This window comes from Streptomyces sp. Z423-1 (assembly GCF_013009255.1).
Taxonomy (GTDB): domain Bacteria; phylum Actinomycetota; class Actinomycetes; order Streptomycetales; family Streptomycetaceae; genus Streptomyces; species Streptomyces gossypiisoli.
The window spans coordinates 2,388,360-2,405,145 of sequence record NZ_CP053109.1 but is presented as its reverse complement, the minus strand read 5'-3'; the positions used below and the strand labels follow the sequence as shown (position 1 = coordinate 2,405,145).

Genomic DNA, 16,786 nt, shown 5'->3' with positions numbered 1-16,786 from the left:
ATCTGCGACACTGGTTGAGCCATGCCTAAGCCCGGAGAACTCACATTCGTCGCCCCGCGCGGAGCCAAGAAGCCGCCGCGGCATCTTGCCGATCTCACGCCTGCCGAGCGCAAGGAAGCCGTTGCCGAGATCGGTGAGAAGCCGTTTCGTGCCAAGCAGCTCTCGCAGCACTACTTCGCGCGGTACGCGCACGATCCCGAGCAGTGGACCGACATCCCGGCCGCGTCGCGGGGGAAGTTGCGGGAGGCGTTGCTTCCGGAGCTGATGACCGTCGTGCGGCATCTGTCGACGGACCAGGGCACCACCCGCAAGACGCTGTGGCGGCTGTTCGACGGGACGCTCGTCGAGTCGGTGCTGATGCGGTACCCGGACCGGGTCACCATGTGCATCAGCTCGCAGGCCGGGTGCGGTATGAACTGCCCCTTCTGTGCCACCGGGCAGGCCGGGCTCGACCGGAATCTGTCCACCGCGGAGATCGTGCACCAGATCGTCGACGGCATGCGGGCGCTGCGCGACGGCGAGGTGCCCGGCGGGCCCGCGCGGCTGTCCAACATCGTCTTCATGGGCATGGGCGAGCCCCTCGCCAACTACAAGCGCGTCGTCGGCGCCATCCGCGCCCTCACCGACCCCGAGCCGGACGGGCTCGGGCTGTCGCAGCGCGGCATCACCGTCTCGACCGTCGGGCTCGTCCCGGCGATTCACCGGTTCGTCGACGAGGGCTTCAAGTGCCGCCTCGCCATCTCGCTGCACGCCCCCGACGACGAACTGCGCGACACCCTCGTCCCCGTCAACACCCGCTGGAAGGTGCGCGAGGTGCTCGACGCCGGGTTCGAGTACGCCGCCAAGTCCGGGCGTCGGCTGTCCATCGAGTACGCGCTGATCCGGGACATCAACGACCAGGCCTGGCGCGGTGACCGGCTCGGCCGACTGCTCAAGGGCAGGCCGGTGCACGTCAATCTGATCCCGCTCAACCCGACGCCCGGGTCCAAGTGGACCGCGTCGCGGCCCGAGGACGAGAAGGCCTTCGTCGAGGCCATCGCCGCGCATGGTGTACCGGTGACGATCCGGGACACCCGTGGTCAGGAGATCGACGGGGCGTGTGGTCAGCTCGCGGCCACCGAGCGGTAGTCTGACGCCGTACACATCCTTATATTCATCTGCATATTCATCTGCATATTCCGGCAGGGGAGCGCCACAGCGCTGAGAGTGCGGCAGCCATGTCTTCGGTGAGCCGCAGACCCTCTGAACCTGGCCCAGGTCATTCTGGGTAGGGAGATCGGTCGTCACTCAAGCTGTTGCGCCCTGCCCGGGAACCCGTTTCAGGTCCCGGGCAGGGCCGCGTCTCTTCCTGGTCAGCCAGGAGGACATCAGTGAGCAACACCAAGAAGTTCACAGCCGTCGTCGTCGGGCTGGGCCTGGTCACGCTGTCCGCGTGCGGGTCCGGCGAGTCCGGCAGCGGGGGTTCCGGGGACTCCAAGACGGTCACCCTCGTCAGCCACGACTCGTGGGTCGTGTCCAAGAGCGTGCTCGCCGACTTCGAGAAGCAGTCCGGCTACCAGGTCAAGGTCCTCAAGGACGGCGACGCCGGACAGGCCGTCAACAAGGCCATCCTGACCAAGGACAACCCGCAGGGCGACGTCCTCTTCGGCGTCGACAACACCCTGCTGTCCCGCGCGCTCGACAACGACCTCTTCCAGCCGTACGAGGCGAAGGGCGCAGACCAGGTCGAGCCGGAGTACCGGGCCGACAAGGACCAGCACCGGGTCACGCCCGTCGACACCGGCGACATCTGCGTCAACTACGACAAGGCCTACTTCAGCGAGCGCGACCTCGACCCGCCGAAGACCCTCGACGACCTGATCAAGCCCGAGTACAAGAACCTCCTCGTCACCGAGAACGCCGCCACCTCCTCACCGGGCCTCGGCTTCCTGCTCGGCACCGCCGCCGAGTACGGTGACGACGGCTGGGCGGGCTACTGGAAGAAGCTCAAGGCCAACGGCGTGAAGGTCGTCGACGGCTGGGAGCAGGCGTACAACGAGGAGTTCTCCGGTTCCGCGAGCGGCAAGAAGGCGGGCGGCGACCGGCCGCTGGTCGTGTCCTACGCATCCTCGCCGCCCGCCGAGGTCGTCTTCGCCGACCCGAAGCCGAAGACGGCCCCGACCGGCGTGGCCACCGGCACCTGCTTCCGGCAGGTGGAGTACGCCGGGCTGCTGAGCAACGCGAGGAACCCCGAGGGCGGAAAGGCGCTGATCGACTTCATGCTCGGCGAGCAGTTCCAGGAGGACATGCCGCTGAACATGTTCGTCTACCCGGTGCGGGAGGGCGCCCAGGTGCCCGAGGAGTTCGTGAAGTACGGCCCGCAGGCCGAGGATCCCGAGACCATGGATCCGGCGCAGATCGCCGAACACCGTGACGAGTGGGTCAAATCGTGGACGTCGCTCGTACTGAAGTAGCCCCACGGAAGCGGCCTGAAGCAGCCGCCAGGGCACGGAGCAACGCGGCGCGGCTCGGGCTTCTCGCCCTGCCCGTCGCGTTCTTCGCCGTCTTCTTCGCCTACCCCGTCGCCGCGATCGTCGGCCGTGGGCTGAAGGCCGACGGGGCCTGGCAGTTCGGGCGACTTGTCGACGTACTGACCCAGTCCGGCATCCGGCACGTCCTGTGGTTCACCACCTGGCAGGCGCTCGCCTCGACCGCGCTGACGCTGCTGATCGCGCTGCCCGGCGCGTATGCGTTCGCCCGGTTCGACTTCCCCGGCAAGCAGGTGCTGCGGGCAGTCGTGACCGTGCCGTTCGTGCTGCCGACGGTCGTGGTCGGTACGGCGTTCCTGGCGCTGATCGGACGCGGCGGGCTGCTGGACGAGCTGTGGGGCGTACGGCTGGACACCACCGTGTGGGCGATTCTGCTCGCCCATGTCTTCTTCAACTACGCAGTCGTCGTACGCACCGTCGGCGGGCTCTGGGCGCAGCTCGACCCGCGGCAGGAGGAGGCCGCGCGGATGCTGGGCGCCTCGCGCCTCACCGCCTGGCGGACCGTCACCCTGCCCGCCCTCGCGCCGGCCGTCGCCGCGGCCGCGCTGATGGTCTTCCTGTTCACCTTCACCTCCTTCGGTGTGGTGCAGATCCTCGGCGGGCCCACCTTCTCCACTCTCGAAGTGGAGATCTACCGGCAGACGACGGAGGTCTTCGACCTCACCACCGCCGCCGTGCTGACGATGGTCCAGTTCGTGGCGGTGGGCGCGGTGCTCGCCGTGCACGCCTGGACCGTACGGCGGCGGGAGACCGCCCTGCGGCTGGTGGACGCGTCGGTGACCGCGCGCCGGCCGCGCGGCGCCGGGCAGTGGGCGCTGCTGGCCGGTGTCCTGGTCACCGTCGCCGTACTGTTTCTGCTGCCGCTGGCCGTGCTGGTGCAGCGGTCGCTGGACGCACCTGGCTTCGGCTACTACCGGGCGCTGACCAGCGAGGACGGCGGTACCTTCCTCGTCCCGCCGATCGACGCGATCGGCAATTCGCTGTCGTATGCCGTCGTCGCCACCGCGATCGCCGTGCTGGTCGGTGGGCTGGCCGCCGTGGCGCTGACCCGGCGGGACGCGGGGCGGTTCGTGCGCGGGTTCGACGCGCTGCTGATGCTGCCGCTGGGCGTGTCCGCGGTGACGGTCGGGTTCGGGTTCCTGATCGCGCTCGACGAACCGCCGCTGGATCTGCGTGCCTCGTGGATTCTGGTGCCGCTGGCGCAGGCGCTGGTCGGGGTGCCGTTCGTCGTACGGACCATGCTGCCGGTGCTGCGGGCGGTGGATGTACGGCTGCGTGAAGCGGCGACCGTGCTGGGGGCGTCGCCGTGGCGGGCGTGGCGTGAGGTGGATCTGCCGATGGTGCGGCGGGCGTTGCTGGTCGCGGCCGGGTTCGCCTTCGCGGTGTCGCTGGGGGAGTTCGGGGCGACCGTGTTCATCGCGCGGCCGGACAATCCGACGCTGCCGGTCGCCGTGGCGCGGCTGCTGGGGCGGCCCGGTGATCTCAACTACGGGCAGGCGATGGCCCTTTCGACGATTCTGATGGTGGTGTGCGCGGTGGCGCTGCTGGTGCTGGAGCGGCTGCGGACCGACCGGACGGGGGAGTTCTGATGCTGCTCGGCCTGGAGGAGGCGACCGTACGGTTCGGTGGGCGGGCCGTGCTGGACGGGGTGGATCTGCCCGTCGCCGAGCACGAGGTGGTGTGTGTGCTCGGGCCCAGCGGCAGCGGCAAGTCGACGCTGCTGCGGGCGGTGGCCGGACTGCAACCGCTGGATTCCGGGCGGGTGTTGCTCGATGGGCGGGACCAGGCGGGGGTGCCCGCGCATCAGCGGGGGGTCGGGCTGATGTTCCAGGACCATCAGCTGTTCCCGCAGCGGGATGTCGGCGGCAATGTGGCGTTCGGGCTGCGCATGCGCGGGACGTCCCGCGGCGAACAGGAGTCCAGGGTCCGGGAGTTGCTGGACCTGGTCGGGCTGCCCGGTGCCGCGCGCCGGGCGGTCGCCGCGCTGTCCGGCGGTGAGCAGCAGCGGGTGGCGCTGGCCCGGGCGCTGGCGCCGCGGCCGAGGCTGCTGATGCTGGACGAGCCGCTCGGGCAGCTGGACCGGTCGCTGCGGGAGCGGCTGGTCGTGGAACTGCGGGAGCTGTTCCGCCGGTTGGGGACGACCGTGCTCGCGGTGACGCACGACCAGGGGGAGGCCTTCGCGCTGGCCGACCGGGTCGTGGTGATGCGGGACGGGCGGATCGCGCAGTCCGGTACGCCGCTTCAGGTGTGGCAGCGGCCCGCGGACGAGTTCGTGGCACGCTTCCTCGGCTTCGACAACGTGGTCGACGCGACCGTGAGCGGGCAGGTCGCGGACACGGCGTGGGGGAAGCTGCCGGTGCCGGAGGGCGCGGCGCAGGGGCCGGGGACGGTGCTCGTACGGCCCGCCGGTGTGCGCCTCGTGGCCGCCGACGCCGGGCTGCGGTGCACGGTGGCCGCGCGGACGTTCAAAGGCACCCATGTCGCCGTACATCTGCAACCCCTCGACGGCGCGCCCCGGTTGGAGGCGGCATGTGCGCTGCGCGAGGCGCCGGAGGTGGGGGAGACGGTGGGCGTCGAGTTCGACGCGGCGGAAGTCGTCGTGCTCGGCTGATCCGGGCGATCGTAGAGTGCGGGCATGACGCGACTTGCACATGAACGTTACTGCGACGAAATCGCCCATCAGGTGGGACTGCTGAGGTCCGTCGTCACCTCCGGGGCCGATCTGTCGGCCACCGTGCCGACCTGCCCCGAGTGGTCCCTGGAACAGCTCCTGCGGCATGTGGGCGGTGCCCTGCGTTGGGCCGAACTGCTGGTGCGCACCCGGGCGCAGGAGATGATCCCGACGGATCAGGTGCCGGACGGCGGTGGGCCGGAGGCCCGGGGGGACGCGGCGGCGCTGGACGCCTGGCTGGCCGAGTCCGGTGACCTGGCCGTTCGCGCGCTGCGGGAGGCGGGACCGAACGTCAAGATGTGGAGCTGGGCGGGTGTGCCCGATGCCGGTTTCTGGGCGCGGCGGATGACCCACGAGATCACCGTCCACCGTGCCGACGCCACGCTGGCCGCCGGACTGCCGTACGAGGTGGCTCCCGAGGTGGCCGCGGACGCGATCGACGAGTGGCTGGAGATCGTGGAGTTCGTGCAGCGGACGATGCCGCACGACGCGGCGCGGGAGCTGCGCGGCCCGGGGAAGAGCATCCATCTGCACGCCACGGACACCGGACCCGAGCTGAACGCCGAGCGAAGCGAGATGGGGGTCCCCCCGCCCGAAGGGTGGGGGAGGGTCGTCGAACTCACCGAGGACGGGGTCGCCTGGCGGCGCGGGCACGAGAAGGCGACCGTGGCGCTGCGCGGGCCGCTCACCTCGGTGCTGCTGGCGTTCTATCGGCGGGTGCCGCTGGACAGTACGGAGGTGGAGGTGCTGGGCGAGCGGGAGTTGCTGGAGTTCTGGCTGGAGCGGGCGACGTTCGGCTGAGGGCCGCCGTACGGCCGGTGGCCCGTTCCCTCACACCAGGCGAGGGGACGGGCCACCGTTGCTCACACCGTGCGCACGGGGTCAGCGGTCGCTGCTCGCCCCACGGCGGCGCATGCCGAAGAACACCGCGCCGCCGCCCACGACGACCAGAGCCGCCGCGATACCGGCGATCAGGCCGGTGTTGGAGTCGGCGCCGGTCTCGGCGAGGTTGGAGTCACCGGCCGCGGGCGACGGGGCGTTGCTCGCGGCGGCCGCGGGCGGGGTGCTGCCGTCCGCGGAGGGCGACGGGGTCGACGGGGTCGACGGGGTCGGAGTGGCGGACCCGGCCGGGGTCGAGGGGGTGGCCGACGGCTGCGGTGTCGTGTCCGACGGGGTCGGCGTCGGGGTGTCCTTGGTCGTGCAGGCGGTGGCCGGGGTGACCAGGTTCGGCTTGATGTCCGCGTCCACGTACGGGTCGGCCTTGACGCGGATGCGGTACTCGGCGTTCGGCTGCCAGTCCTCCTCGAAGGTGATGGTCACACCTTCGCGCGAGCCCCTGACCACCTGCTGGCCGACCTTCTTCAGGTCGGCGCCGTTGTTCTGCAGATACACGGTGACGGTGGCCGGAACGCCGGCGGGGTCCACGTCGGTGACGGTGATGACACCCTTGTCGCCGTCGCACTTGGCTGCGGCCGAGAACTCATTGATGTTGCAGGCGAGCGCGTTGCCCGCGGCGCCGAGCGCGAGCGCGGCGGAGGCGGCGGTGACACCGAGAATGCGCACGGAACGACGTGCGTTACGGCGAGTTATGGACACGTTTGTCCTTCATGGGATGCGCGAATTGCGGGGGGTTGAGGGGGAGATGAGGCACCAGCGACCGCCGGAGCCCCTTCCTCCCCACGAGGCTCACAGGTTTATAAGCGCTCCATAAGCAGTGTCAATCCGTGGGCGCGCTCTGTCCGTTGGCTTTGCCCGCTTATTAACCGCCGATACGTTTCAACGCGTCCGGAGCATCGGGGCCTTGGCGAGGAGTTGGAGCGCCTGGTCGAGCATGTCGTCGGCGTGCGGGGCCGCGTACGCGCAGACTCACGGCCGAGGCGCGCGGCGCGTCGGAGACGGCGTCGTCGGGGACGGCGCGGAGCACCGACGCGAAGACGTCGTCGGGGGTGTGGCGTGGGCGGGTGGTGTGGCACGCACCCGCCCACGCCACGGGCATGGCTTGCTCAGCCCTCGATGGCCGCCGGGTCCATCCACACGACCTCCCAGGTGTGGCCGTCCAGGTCGTCGAAGGCGCGGCCGTACATGAAACCGTGGTCCTGTGTCTCGCCCGTGGCGGAGCCGCCGGCTGCGATCGCCTTCTCCACCAGCTCGTCGACCTTCTCGCGGCTCTCCGCGCTCAGACACAGCAGCACCTCGCTGGACTTGGTGGCGTCCACGATCTCCTTCTTGGTGAACTGGCCGTACTTCTCCTTGGTGAGCAGCATGGCCACGATCGTGTCGCTGATCACGACCGAGGCGGCGGTCTCGTCGCTGAACTGGGCGTTGATCGAGTAGCCGAGCTCGGTGAAGAACTTCTTCGAGGCGTCGAGGTCGTTCACGGGCAGGTTCACGAAGATCATCTGCTGGTACATCTGCGGTCTCTCCCATCGGTGTGGTGCCGTTCGGTGGGGTAGACCCGGGGGCGGTGCGGAACTCATCGCCGGGCGCGGACTTTTTTTCGTACAGGTTTTCAGCGGGCGTCTCAGCGGGTCAGCGGCTGTGCGGCGAGTGCGGCGACGATCAGGGTCAGGGGAGCGAACACCGCGACCAGCGCGGCGGCGCGCACCGTGGCGGCGGCGCGCAGCATGGCCGTAGGGGCGCCGAGGCGGACCAGGGCGGCGGTGGTGTCGGCGCGGGCGTGCTTGGCCTCGACGGCCGTGGTGAGCAGGGTGGCCAGCGTGCAGCCCCCTACGAGGAGTGCGCCGAGGGTGGTGAGGGGGCCGAAGGTGGGGCCGTCGGGCTTCTGCAGGGCGGCCATGGCGTAGGCGGCGGACGCGACCGCGCAGACGATGCCGAGGGGGCGGCCGATGCGGGACGCCTCCTCCATCAGGACGCGGCCGGCCAGGAGGCGCAGGGCGCCGGGGCGGACGGTCTGGAGGAGGCGGCCGCACAGGTACGTGATGCCGGGGCCCGCGACGGCGAGGGCGACGGCGGTGAGCAGCCAGCCGAGGAGGACGCCCACGGGGCCGCTGGTGAGGCCGCCGGGCATGTCGGTGGTGGCGGTGGTGTTCCCGGCGTAGGCCTCCACGGCGAGACCGGCGGCGAGGGTGGCGATGCTCCAGGGGAGGGTGGCGGTGGGGTTGGGGTGCTGGTCCGAGGTTTCGGGGGCGGATGGTGACGGTGTGTTCGCGGCGGGGCCGACGGGTTCCTGCTCGGGGGCGGCCGCGGGTGGTTGCGGCTGGACGTCGCGCGGCCCCCGCCTCAGATGCGCGCCGAAACGCCCGTACGCCCCGAACGTCTCCCGCATCGTCCCGCTTCCGTACGCCCCGAAGCGGCCGAACGCCCTGAGCGGGACGCGCGCCGGTGCCGGGCTCGGCTCGCGCGGGCGCAGGACCAGGGACACCGACAGGGAGGCGGCTGCCGGGACCAGGGACAGGAGGGTCAGGGTCGCCGGAACCGGGAGGGGCCGGCCCACCGCCAGGAACTGGGCCGCCGCTCCGTCGAAGGGCATGCCGGTGATGTCGCCGCGCAGGTGGAGGAAGACGAGGAGGGCCAGCATCGAGCCGAGGGCCGTGGACAGGGCCGTCGTGGTGGCCGAGACGGCCATCAGGCGGGCCGGGCCCAGGCCGATCGCCGACAGGCCGGGGCGGGGACGGGTGCCGGGGTCCGTGCGGGCGGCGGCGACGGCGAAGTGGACCGTGGCGGCCAGCGGGACCGTGCACCAGCCGAGGCGGAGCAGGGCGCCGGGAGGATCGTCCGGGTGGCTCAGCGCGTAGCCGAGGGTGCACAACAGCAAAAGGCCCGTTCCGGCCGACGCCGCCGCGACGAGCAGGCGGCGCAGCTGGACGGCCGGGTGTGCGCCGCGGGTCAGACGGAGAGCGAGCACGCGGCCCGGCCTTCCGACTCGGGGACCGGGGGCAGGTGCACGGTGGTGACGCACCGGCCGTCCAGGAGGGAGACGGTGCGGTCGGCCTGGGCCGCGGTGTGCGGGTCGTGAGTGGCAAGGACCACCGTGATGCCGTGCGAGCGGGCCGCCGTGGTGAGGGTGCGCAGCACGTGCCCCCGGTCGGCGTGGTGCAGCGGGGCGGTGGGCTCGTCGGCGAACAGGACCGTCGGCGCGGGGGCCAGCGCGCGGGCGATGCACACCCGCTGCCGCTCGGCCTGACGCAGTTCGTGCGGGCGCCGGCGGGCGCAGTCGCCGACGTCGAGGCGGTCCAGCCACTCCAGGGCGACCGTCTTGGCCCGCCGCCGGCTGGTGCCGCGCAGCATCAGGGGGAGCGCGGCGTTCTCCCAGACGTTCAGCTCCGGTACGAGGACGGGGGCGGGGTCGATCCAGCCGAACCGGTCGCGGCGCAGCCGTTCGCGGCTGACGGGGCCCATGGTGTGCACGGGGACGCTGTTGAACCAGACCTCGCCGTCGCGGGGGCGCAGCAGGCCGGACAGACAGGCCAGCAGCGTGCTCTTGCCGCTGCCGCGCGGGCCGGTGACGGCGAGGATCTCGGCCACCTGGACGCCCAGCGAGACACCGTTGAGCCCGGGGGAGCCGTCGGGGTGCTGGAAGTGCAGGGCGCGTGCCCAGAGGACGTCGTTGTCCGGCGGAGCCACCATGGGCGTACACCTCAGTTCGGATCCGTATGTGCCGTGCCAGGTCCCTCGTGCGGGGGAACGAAGGCTGGGCCGATCGGTCACTGGGCACGCTAGGCAGCGGCCACCGGGCTCCCGGACAGCACACGGCCCCGGGCCGCCGTTTCTCACTCGAACGGACGGCACCGGGGCCGTTGTTGATCAGCCCGAAGGAAGATCACCGCGTCAGCTGATCACAGCTTCGTCCAGGCCTCCGTGAGCGTGGCGCGCAGGATCTGCTCGATCTCGTCGAAGGTCTCCTGGTTGGAGATCAGCGGCGGCGCGAGCTGGACGACCGGGTCGCCGCGGTCGTCGGCACGGCAGTACAGGCCGTTGTCGAACAGGGCCTTGGACAGGAAGCCGTACAGGACGCGCTCGGTCTCCTCGTCGTTGAAGGTCTCCTTCGTGGCCTTGTCCTTGACCAGCTCGATGCCGTAGAAGAAGCCGTTGCCGCGGACGTCGCCGACGATCGGCAGGTCGTGCAGCTTCTGCAGGGTGGCGAGGAAGGCGCCCTCGTTGTCGAGCACGTGCTGGGGGAGGTTCTCGCGCTCGAACAGGTCGAGGTTGGCCAGGCCCACGGCCGCGGAGACCGGGTGGCCGCCGAAGGTGTAGCCGTGCAGGAAGGTGTTGTCGCCCTTGTAGAACGGCTCGGCGACACGGTCGGAGACGATGCACGCGCCGATCGGGGAGTAGCCCGAGGTCATGCCCTTGGCGCAGGTGATCATGTCCGGGACGTAGCCGAACTTGTCGCAGGCGAAGATCGTGCCGAGGCGGCCGAAGGCGCAGATGACCTCGTCCGACACGAGCAGGACGTCGTACTGGTCGCAGATCTCGCGCACCCGCTGGAAGTAGCCGGGCGGCGGCGGGAAGCAGCCACCGGCGTTCTGCACCGGCTCCAGGAAGACGGCGGCGACCGTCTCCGGGCCCTCGAAGAGGATCTGCTGCTCGATCTGGTCGGCGGCCCAGCGGCCGAAGGCCTCGGGGTCGTCGCCGTGGATCGGGGCGCGGTAGATGTTGGTGTTCGGGACCTTGTGAGCGCCCGGGACCAGCGGCTCGAAGGGGGCCTTCAGGGCGGGCAGGCCGGTGATGGACAGGGCGCCCTGCGGGGTGCCGTGGTAGGCGACGGCGCGGGAGATGACCTTGTACTTGGTCGGCTTGCCCTTGAGCTTGAAGTACTGCTTGGCGAGCTTCCAGGCGGTCTCGACCGCCTCGCCGCCGCCGGTGGTGAAGAAGACCTTGTTCAGATCGCCCGGCGCGTAGTCGGCGAGACGCTCGGCCAGCTCGACGGCCTTGGGGTGGGCGTAGGACCACACCGGGAAGAACGCCAGCTCCTGGGCCTGCTTGGACGCGGTCTCGGCGAGCTCGACGCGGCCGTGACCGGCCTGGACCACGAACAGACCCGCCAGACCGTCGAGGTAGCGCTTGCCCCTGTCGTCGTAGATGTAGGTGCCCTCACCGCGCACGATCGTCGGTACGGGGGAGTTCTCGTACGAGGACATGCGGGTGAAGTGCATCCACAGGTGGTCGTACGCGGATTTGCTGAGGTCCTTGGTACTCACGGTTATCGGGTTCCCCACATGTAGGTCTGCTTCTTGAGCTTCAGATAGACGAAGCTCTCGGTGGAGCGCACGCCGGGCAGCGCCCGGATGCGTTTGTTGATGACGTCCAGCAGGTGGTCGTCGTCCTCGCAGACGATCTCGGCGAGGATGTCGAACGAGCCCGCGGTCATCACCACGTACTCGACTTCCGACATGCCGGTCAGCGCGTCGGCCACGGACTCCGTGTCACCCTCGACGTTGATCCCGACCATTGCCTGCCGGCGGAAGCCCACGGTGAGCGGGTCCGTGACGGCGACGATCTGCATCACGCCCTGGTCGAGCAGCTTCTGCACGCGCTGACGCACGGCCGCCTCGGACAGGCCGACGGCCTTGCCGATGGCGGCGTACGGCCGGCGGCCGTCCTCCTGGAGCTGCTCGATGATGGCGAGGGAGACGGCGTCCAGCTGGGGACTGCCGTTTCTCGGGTCTGCGCTTCGACTGGCCACGACGTCACTCTGCACGACGTCTCGACAGTTTCGCAAGGCGGCATCGATGAAATTCGTTGTCTGTGAGTTGGAAACTTGCGGATATCGCAGATCTGGCGCGGCGGGGGGTGTTGAAACCGTGGGACTACCGATTAGGGTGGGTGTCTCAGTGATTGGACACCCGACTTTGGAGGGCCGGCAGTGAGCACCGAGCTGCGTCGTCTGCGCAACTACATCGACGGAGAGTTCCGGGACGCCGCCGACGGACGGACCACCGAGGTGGTGAACCCGGCCACCGGCGAGGCGTACGCCACCGCCCCGCTGTCCGGGCAGGCCGACGTCGACGCCGCGATGGCGGCCGCCGAGGCCGCGTTCCCGGGATGGCGGGACACGACCCCGGCCGAGCGGCAGAAGGCCCTCCTGAAGATCGCCGACGCGTTCGAGGAGCGCGCCGAGGACCTGATCGCGGCCGAGGTGGAGAACACGGGCAAGCCGGTGGGGCTGACCCGCTCCGAGGAGATCCCGCCGATGGTCGACCAGATCCGCTTCTTCGCGGGCGCGGCCCGGATGCTGGAGGGCCGTTCGGCCGGTGAGTACATGGACGGGATGACCTCGATCATCCGCCGTGAGCCGGTCGGCGTCTGCGCGCAGGTCGCGCCGTGGAACTACCCGATGATGATGGCCGTGTGGAAGTTCGCCCCGGCGATCGCGGCGGGCAACACGGTCGTACTGAAGCCGTCGGACACCACCCCGGCGTCCACGGTGCTCATCGCGGAGATCCTCGGGGAGATCCTGCCCAAGGGCGTCTTCAACGTCATCTGCGGTGACCGCGAGACCGGCCGCATGATGGTCGAGCACCCGACCCCGGCGATGGCCTCCATCACCGGCTCGGTGCGCGCCGGCATGTCCGTCGCCGAGTCCGCCGCCAAGGACGTCAAGCGCGTCCACCTGGAGCTGGGCGGCAAGGCGCCGGTCGTCGTCTTCGAGGACACCGACATCGCCAAGGCCGTCGAGGACATCTCCGTGGCGGGCTTCTTCAACGCCGGGCAGGACTGTACGGCGGCCTGCCGCGTCCTCGTCCACGAGGCGATCCACGACGAGTTCGTCGCCGCCCTCGCCAAGGCCGCGGCCGACACGAAGACCGGCCGGCCGGACGACGAGGACGTGCTGTACGGGCCGCTCAACAACCCCAACCAGCTCAAGCAGGTCGAGGGCTTCATCGAGCGGCTGCCCGCGCACGCGCGCGTGGAGGCCGGCGGCAAGCGCGTCGGCGACAAGGGCTACTTCTTCGCGCCGACCGTCGTCTCGGGCGTCACGCAGGACGACGAGATCATCCAGAACGAGGTCTTCGGGCCGGTCATCACCGTCCAGTCCTTCCGTGACGAGGACCAGGCGGTCGCGTACGCCAACGGCGTCGAGTACGCCCTCGCGTCCTCCGTCTGGACCAAGGACCACGGCCGCGCGATGCGGATGTCGAAGAAGCTCGACTTCGGCTGCGTGTGGATCAACACCCACATCCCGCTGGTCGCCGAGATGCCGCACGGCGGCTTCAAGAAGTCCGGCTACGGCAAGGACCTGTCGGCGTACGGCTTCGACGACTACACGCGGATCAAGCACGTGATGACCTCGCTGGAGGCGTGAGGTCTCCCTGGCTCGCGGCCCCGGACGGAGGACGGACCGTCCGGGGCCGTGGTCTGTCCGGCGGTGTCCTGCGGTGGTCGACAAGGCGCCCGCGCCGCGCGGGACCTCGGCTCAGACGGTGTCCGGAGCGGCGTCGAGGATCGTGGAGTGGTGCATCGTGTGCTTCCGCTTGATCTCCACGAGGACTCCTCGTCAGTAGTCGATGCGGTCGGGTTTGGCCAGCCACGCGTCGAACGGCGCCGTACGGTTCGGCAGGTCCAGGTGCGCGACCGACATCGGCCACATCGACTCGGGCTTCTTCTCGAACAGGTCGTAGAACCTGCGGTCGTCGAAACCGGCCACCGCGGCATCGTGCCGGTCAGCGGAGTAGACGACCCGGTCGACTCGCGCCCACAGTGCGGCGGAGAGGCACATCGGACAGGGCTCGCACGACGTGATCAGGACACAGCCCTCCAGCGAGAAGGTGTCCAGTTTCTTGCAGGCGGCGCGCATCGCGCTCACCTCGGCGTGCGCCACCGGGTCCAGGGTCGCGGTGACCTGGTTGTTCCCGATCGCGACGACCTCGCCGCCCTTGGCGACCAGCGCGCCGAACGGACCGCCGCCGTTCGTCACGCTGGTGGTGGCCAGCGTGATCGCCTTTTCCATCCAGACGCGCTCGAACTCCTGGACGTTCGTTTCCTGGGTGTGCGTGGTCATGGTCACTCCAGTTCCGGAGACGGTGGGGTGGGAGATCACGGCTGAACGCCGCAGATGTGCTCCGGCTTGACCGGGGTGTGGGTCAGGTTCAGCCCCGTCGCGTTGCGGATGGCGTTCACGATCGCCGGGGTGGCGGAGATGGTGGGCGGTTCGCCGACACCGCGCACTCCGTACGGCGCGTTCGGGTCCGCCTTCTCGATCACGTCCACCGTCATCGGCGGCGTGTCCAGGATGGTCGGGATCAGGTAGTCGGTGAACGACGGATTGCGGATCTTGCCGTCCTTGACCTGGATCTCCTCCATCACGGCGAGGCCGAGCCCCTGGGCGGAACCGCCCTGGATCTGCCCGACGACGGCGTCCGGGTTGATCGCCTTGCCGACGTCCTGCGCACAGTCCAACTGCACGACCTTCACCAGGCCCAGATCGGTGTCCACGTCCACCACCGCCCGGTGCGCGGAGAAGGCGTGCTGGACGTGCACCCGCGGGCTCCGCCCGGTCACCGGGTCCATCGCGTGGGTCTGGAGGTGGTGGTACTCCCTGGTTTCCTCGATGACGTCATCGCCGAGTACGGCGACAAGATCGGCGATGAAGCCGGTGGTCTCGGAGACGACCTTGCCGCCGGTGAGCGACAGGTCCGCCGGGTCCTCACCGAAACGCCGGGCGACCCGGTCGAAGATCACCTCGCGGACGGCGTCACAGGCGTTCCTGACGGCACCGCCGGTGATGTAGGTCTGCCGGGAGGCCGAACTCGACCCCGCATCGCCGACGTTGGTGTCGGCCGGGTGGATGGTCACCCGCTCCACGCCCAGTTCGGTGCGGGCGATCTGCTGCTGCACGGTGATCAGGCCCTGCCCGACCTCGGCCGCGGCGGTGTGCACCATCGCGACCGGTTCGCCGCCGATGACCTCCAGCCGTACCCGTGCGGTGGAGTAGTCGTCGACGCCCTCCGCGTAGGAGACGTTCTTGATGATCACGCTGTAGCCGACGCCCCGGACAATGCCTTCGCCGTGCGTGATGTTGGACACCCCGCCCGGCAGATCCCGGACGTCCACCGGCACGGTCCGGTTCTCCGGCGGCATCGGTAGCTTCTTCAGACGTGCCAGCAACTCCGCGACCGGCGCCGGGTAGTCCAGCACCTGCCCGGTGTGCATGGTCGAGCCCTCCTCGACGGCGTTGAGCTGCCGCAGCCGCACCGGGTCCATGCCCAACGCCTTGGCGAGCTTGTCCATTTGCAGCTCGTAGGCGAACGCAGGCTGCACGGCCCCGAGACCACGCATCGCGCCGCACGGCGGATTGTTGGTGTACAGGCCCCAACCCTCGATCCGGACGTTGGGCACCTCGTACGGCCCGACGCCCAGCGAGGTGGCGTTGCTGACCACGACCGGGGTCTTGGAGGCGTACGCGCCGCCGTCGAAGTACATCTTCGCCCGGACGTAGACGAGCTTGCCGTCCTTGGTCGCCCCGTGCTCGTAGTACATCTTTGCCGGGTGCCGGTGCACATGGCCGAAGAACGACTCGAACCGGTTGTAGACCATCTTCACCGGCTTGCCGGTGTGCAGCGCCAGCAGGCAGGCGTGGATCTGCATGGACAGATCCTCGCGGCCGCCGAAGGCGCCCCCGACTCCGGACATGGTGAACCGCACCTTCTCGACGGGGAGACCGAGGGCCCGCGCCGTCTGCTTCTGGTCCACGTGCAGCCACTGGGTGGCGATGAACAGGTCGACCCCGCCGTCCTCGGCCGGGACGGCCAGACCGGATTCCGGCCCGAGGAACGCCTGGTCCTGCATGCCGAGGGTGTACACGTCGGACACCACGACATCGGCCCTGGCTTCCGGATCGCCCTTGACGATCGGCTGGTAGCGCACCACGTTGCCACCAGGGTGCAGCTTGGGCAGCGTGTCGTCGTGCGCGGCCCGCTCCGGGTCCGTGATCGGCTCCAGCACCTCGAAGTCGACGACGATCTTCGCCAGTGCGCGCCGGGCCGTCTCCGGGTGATCGGCCGCGACCAGGGCGACCGGCTCGCCCTGGTACCGCACGACGTCTTCGGCAAGCACCGGCGTATCGGAGACCTTCAGGCCGTAGATGTTCTCGCCGGGGATGTCCTTGTGGGTGAGTACCGCGTACACGCCGGGGTGCTTGAGCGCGGGGCCGATGTCGATCGAGGTGATCCGCGCATAGGGGTGCGGGCTGCGCAGTGTCGCGCCCCAGAGCATGTCCTCCGCCCACAGATCCGAGGAATAGGCGTACTCCCCGCGTACCTTGAGCGTTCCGTCCGGCCGTAGTGGGCTGTCGCCGATTCCGCCGGTGATCGCCTCATCGAGGTCCTGTGGGGTGCGGGAGGGAGAAGTCTGGTTGGCCATCAGGAAGCCTCCACCTTTGAGAAGAGACAGTCGCCGAGCATGAGGTAGTCGATCTCCGTTCCGAGGAAGCAGTTCAGGGCGTCGGCCACGTTCGGCGCGATGCCTTCGGCACGAGTTGCCATGTCATGGCAACTCGTCTGGCTCCGTTGCAACTTGTCGAGGAGTACACAGGCGGCCGGGTGGAGTCAGCCAGGAGTGGAAGGCATGAAAGCGTCCGCAGGCCGGGGATGGCTCTTCGTAGGTTTCTACAAGAGCCGGTGAGGCC

General features: G+C 69.8%; 15 protein-coding genes and 1 riboswitch. Of the genes, 6 read left to right on the top strand and 9 right to left on the bottom strand.

Annotation, left to right across the window (positions count from 1 at the left end; translation table 11 throughout):
* Window positions 1-21: 21 nt before the first annotated feature.
* From rlmN to HJD23_RS10745, 5 genes are all read left to right on the top strand, one after another.
* Complete coding sequence (gene rlmN / locus HJD23_RS10765; protein ID WP_171114450.1) at window positions 22-1,128, top strand: 23S rRNA (adenine(2503)-C(2))-methyltransferase RlmN; 1,107 nt, start codon at window positions 22-24, stop codon at window positions 1,126-1,128.
* Window positions 1,129-1,173: 45 nt separating this feature from the next.
* A riboswitch (TPP riboswitch) is annotated at window positions 1,174-1,292 on the top strand.
* A 78-nt stretch (window positions 1,293-1,370) separates the two neighbouring features.
* Window positions 1,371-2,453 carry a thiamine ABC transporter substrate-binding protein gene (locus tag HJD23_RS10760; RefSeq protein WP_171114451.1) on the top strand — a complete coding sequence of 361 codons (1,083 nt, stop codon included), beginning with the start codon at window positions 1,371-1,373 and terminating at the stop codon, window positions 2,451-2,453.
* A complete protein-coding gene (locus HJD23_RS10755) occupies window positions 2,429-4,117 on the top strand; it encodes an iron ABC transporter permease (RefSeq protein ID WP_171114452.1) in 1,689 nt (562 codons plus the stop codon). The genes HJD23_RS10760 and HJD23_RS10755 overlap by 25 nt, the downstream gene beginning before the upstream one ends.
* Window positions 4,117-5,139, top strand: a complete 1,023-nt coding sequence (locus HJD23_RS10750) for an ABC transporter ATP-binding protein (RefSeq protein WP_171114453.1) — start codon at window positions 4,117-4,119, stop codon at window positions 5,137-5,139. The genes HJD23_RS10755 and HJD23_RS10750 overlap by 1 nt, the downstream gene beginning before the upstream one ends.
* 24 nt (window positions 5,140-5,163) lie before the next feature.
* Window positions 5,164-6,000, top strand: a complete 837-nt coding sequence (locus HJD23_RS10745; RefSeq protein ID WP_171114454.1) for a maleylpyruvate isomerase family mycothiol-dependent enzyme — start codon at window positions 5,164-5,166, stop codon at window positions 5,998-6,000.
* Window positions 6,001-6,081: 81 nt separating this feature from the next.
* On the opposite strand, the gene HJD23_RS10740 is transcribed toward HJD23_RS10745, so the two are convergent.
* The 6 genes from HJD23_RS10740 to HJD23_RS10715 form a co-directional block, all read right to left on the bottom strand.
* Window positions 6,082-6,795, bottom strand: coding sequence for an LAETG motif-containing sortase-dependent surface protein (locus HJD23_RS10740; RefSeq protein ID WP_171114455.1), 714 nt, complete (start codon window positions 6,793-6,795; stop codon window positions 6,082-6,084).
* Window positions 6,796-7,202: 407 nt separating this feature from the next.
* Window positions 7,203-7,610: a VOC family protein gene (locus HJD23_RS10735; RefSeq protein ID WP_171114456.1), complete on the bottom strand. Its 408-nt coding sequence runs from the start codon at window positions 7,608-7,610 to the stop codon at window positions 7,203-7,205.
* 110 nt (window positions 7,611-7,720) lie between these two features.
* Window positions 7,721-9,064 (bottom strand): hypothetical protein, encoded by a 1,344-nt coding sequence (locus tag HJD23_RS10730; protein ID WP_171114457.1) that lies wholly within the window; start codon window positions 9,062-9,064, stop codon window positions 7,721-7,723.
* Complete coding sequence (locus HJD23_RS10725) at window positions 9,046-9,786, bottom strand: ATP-binding cassette domain-containing protein (protein WP_171114458.1); 741 nt, start codon at window positions 9,784-9,786, stop codon at window positions 9,046-9,048. Before HJD23_RS10725 ends, HJD23_RS10730 begins: the two co-directional genes overlap by 19 nt.
* Window positions 9,787-9,995: 209 nt before the next feature.
* Window positions 9,996-11,360 carry an aspartate aminotransferase family protein gene (locus HJD23_RS10720; protein WP_171114459.1) on the bottom strand — a complete coding sequence of 455 codons (1,365 nt, stop codon included), beginning with the start codon at window positions 11,358-11,360 and terminating at the stop codon, window positions 9,996-9,998.
* A gap of 2 nt (window positions 11,361-11,362) precedes the next feature.
* Window positions 11,363-11,860, bottom strand: a complete 498-nt coding sequence (locus HJD23_RS10715) for an Lrp/AsnC family transcriptional regulator (protein WP_171114460.1) — start codon at window positions 11,858-11,860, stop codon at window positions 11,363-11,365.
* A gap of 165 nt (window positions 11,861-12,025) precedes the next feature.
* Between HJD23_RS10715 and HJD23_RS10710 the strand changes: the two genes are divergently transcribed.
* Window positions 12,026-13,465: a gamma-aminobutyraldehyde dehydrogenase gene (locus HJD23_RS10710; protein WP_171114461.1), complete on the top strand. Its 1,440-nt coding sequence runs from the start codon at window positions 12,026-12,028 to the stop codon at window positions 13,463-13,465.
* Between the two features lie 192 nt (window positions 13,466-13,657).
* Here HJD23_RS10710 and HJD23_RS10705 read toward each other — a convergent pair whose 3' ends face one another.
* The 3 genes from HJD23_RS10705 to HJD23_RS44710 are packed head-to-tail and all read right to left on the bottom strand — an operon-like array spanning window position 13,658 to window position 16,643.
* A complete protein-coding gene (locus HJD23_RS10705) occupies window positions 13,658-14,161 on the bottom strand; it encodes a nucleoside deaminase (RefSeq protein WP_171114462.1) in 504 nt (167 codons plus the stop codon).
* A gap of 35 nt (window positions 14,162-14,196) precedes the next feature.
* A complete protein-coding gene (pucD, locus tag HJD23_RS10700) occupies window positions 14,197-16,521 on the bottom strand; it encodes a xanthine dehydrogenase subunit D (RefSeq protein WP_171114463.1) in 2,325 nt (774 codons plus the stop codon).
* Entirely contained in the window at window positions 16,521-16,643 is a 123-nt protein-coding gene (locus HJD23_RS44710; RefSeq protein ID WP_260462894.1) for a hypothetical protein, read from the bottom strand. Before HJD23_RS44710 ends, pucD begins: the two co-directional genes overlap by 1 nt.
* Between the last annotated feature and the right edge of the window lie 143 nt (window positions 16,644-16,786).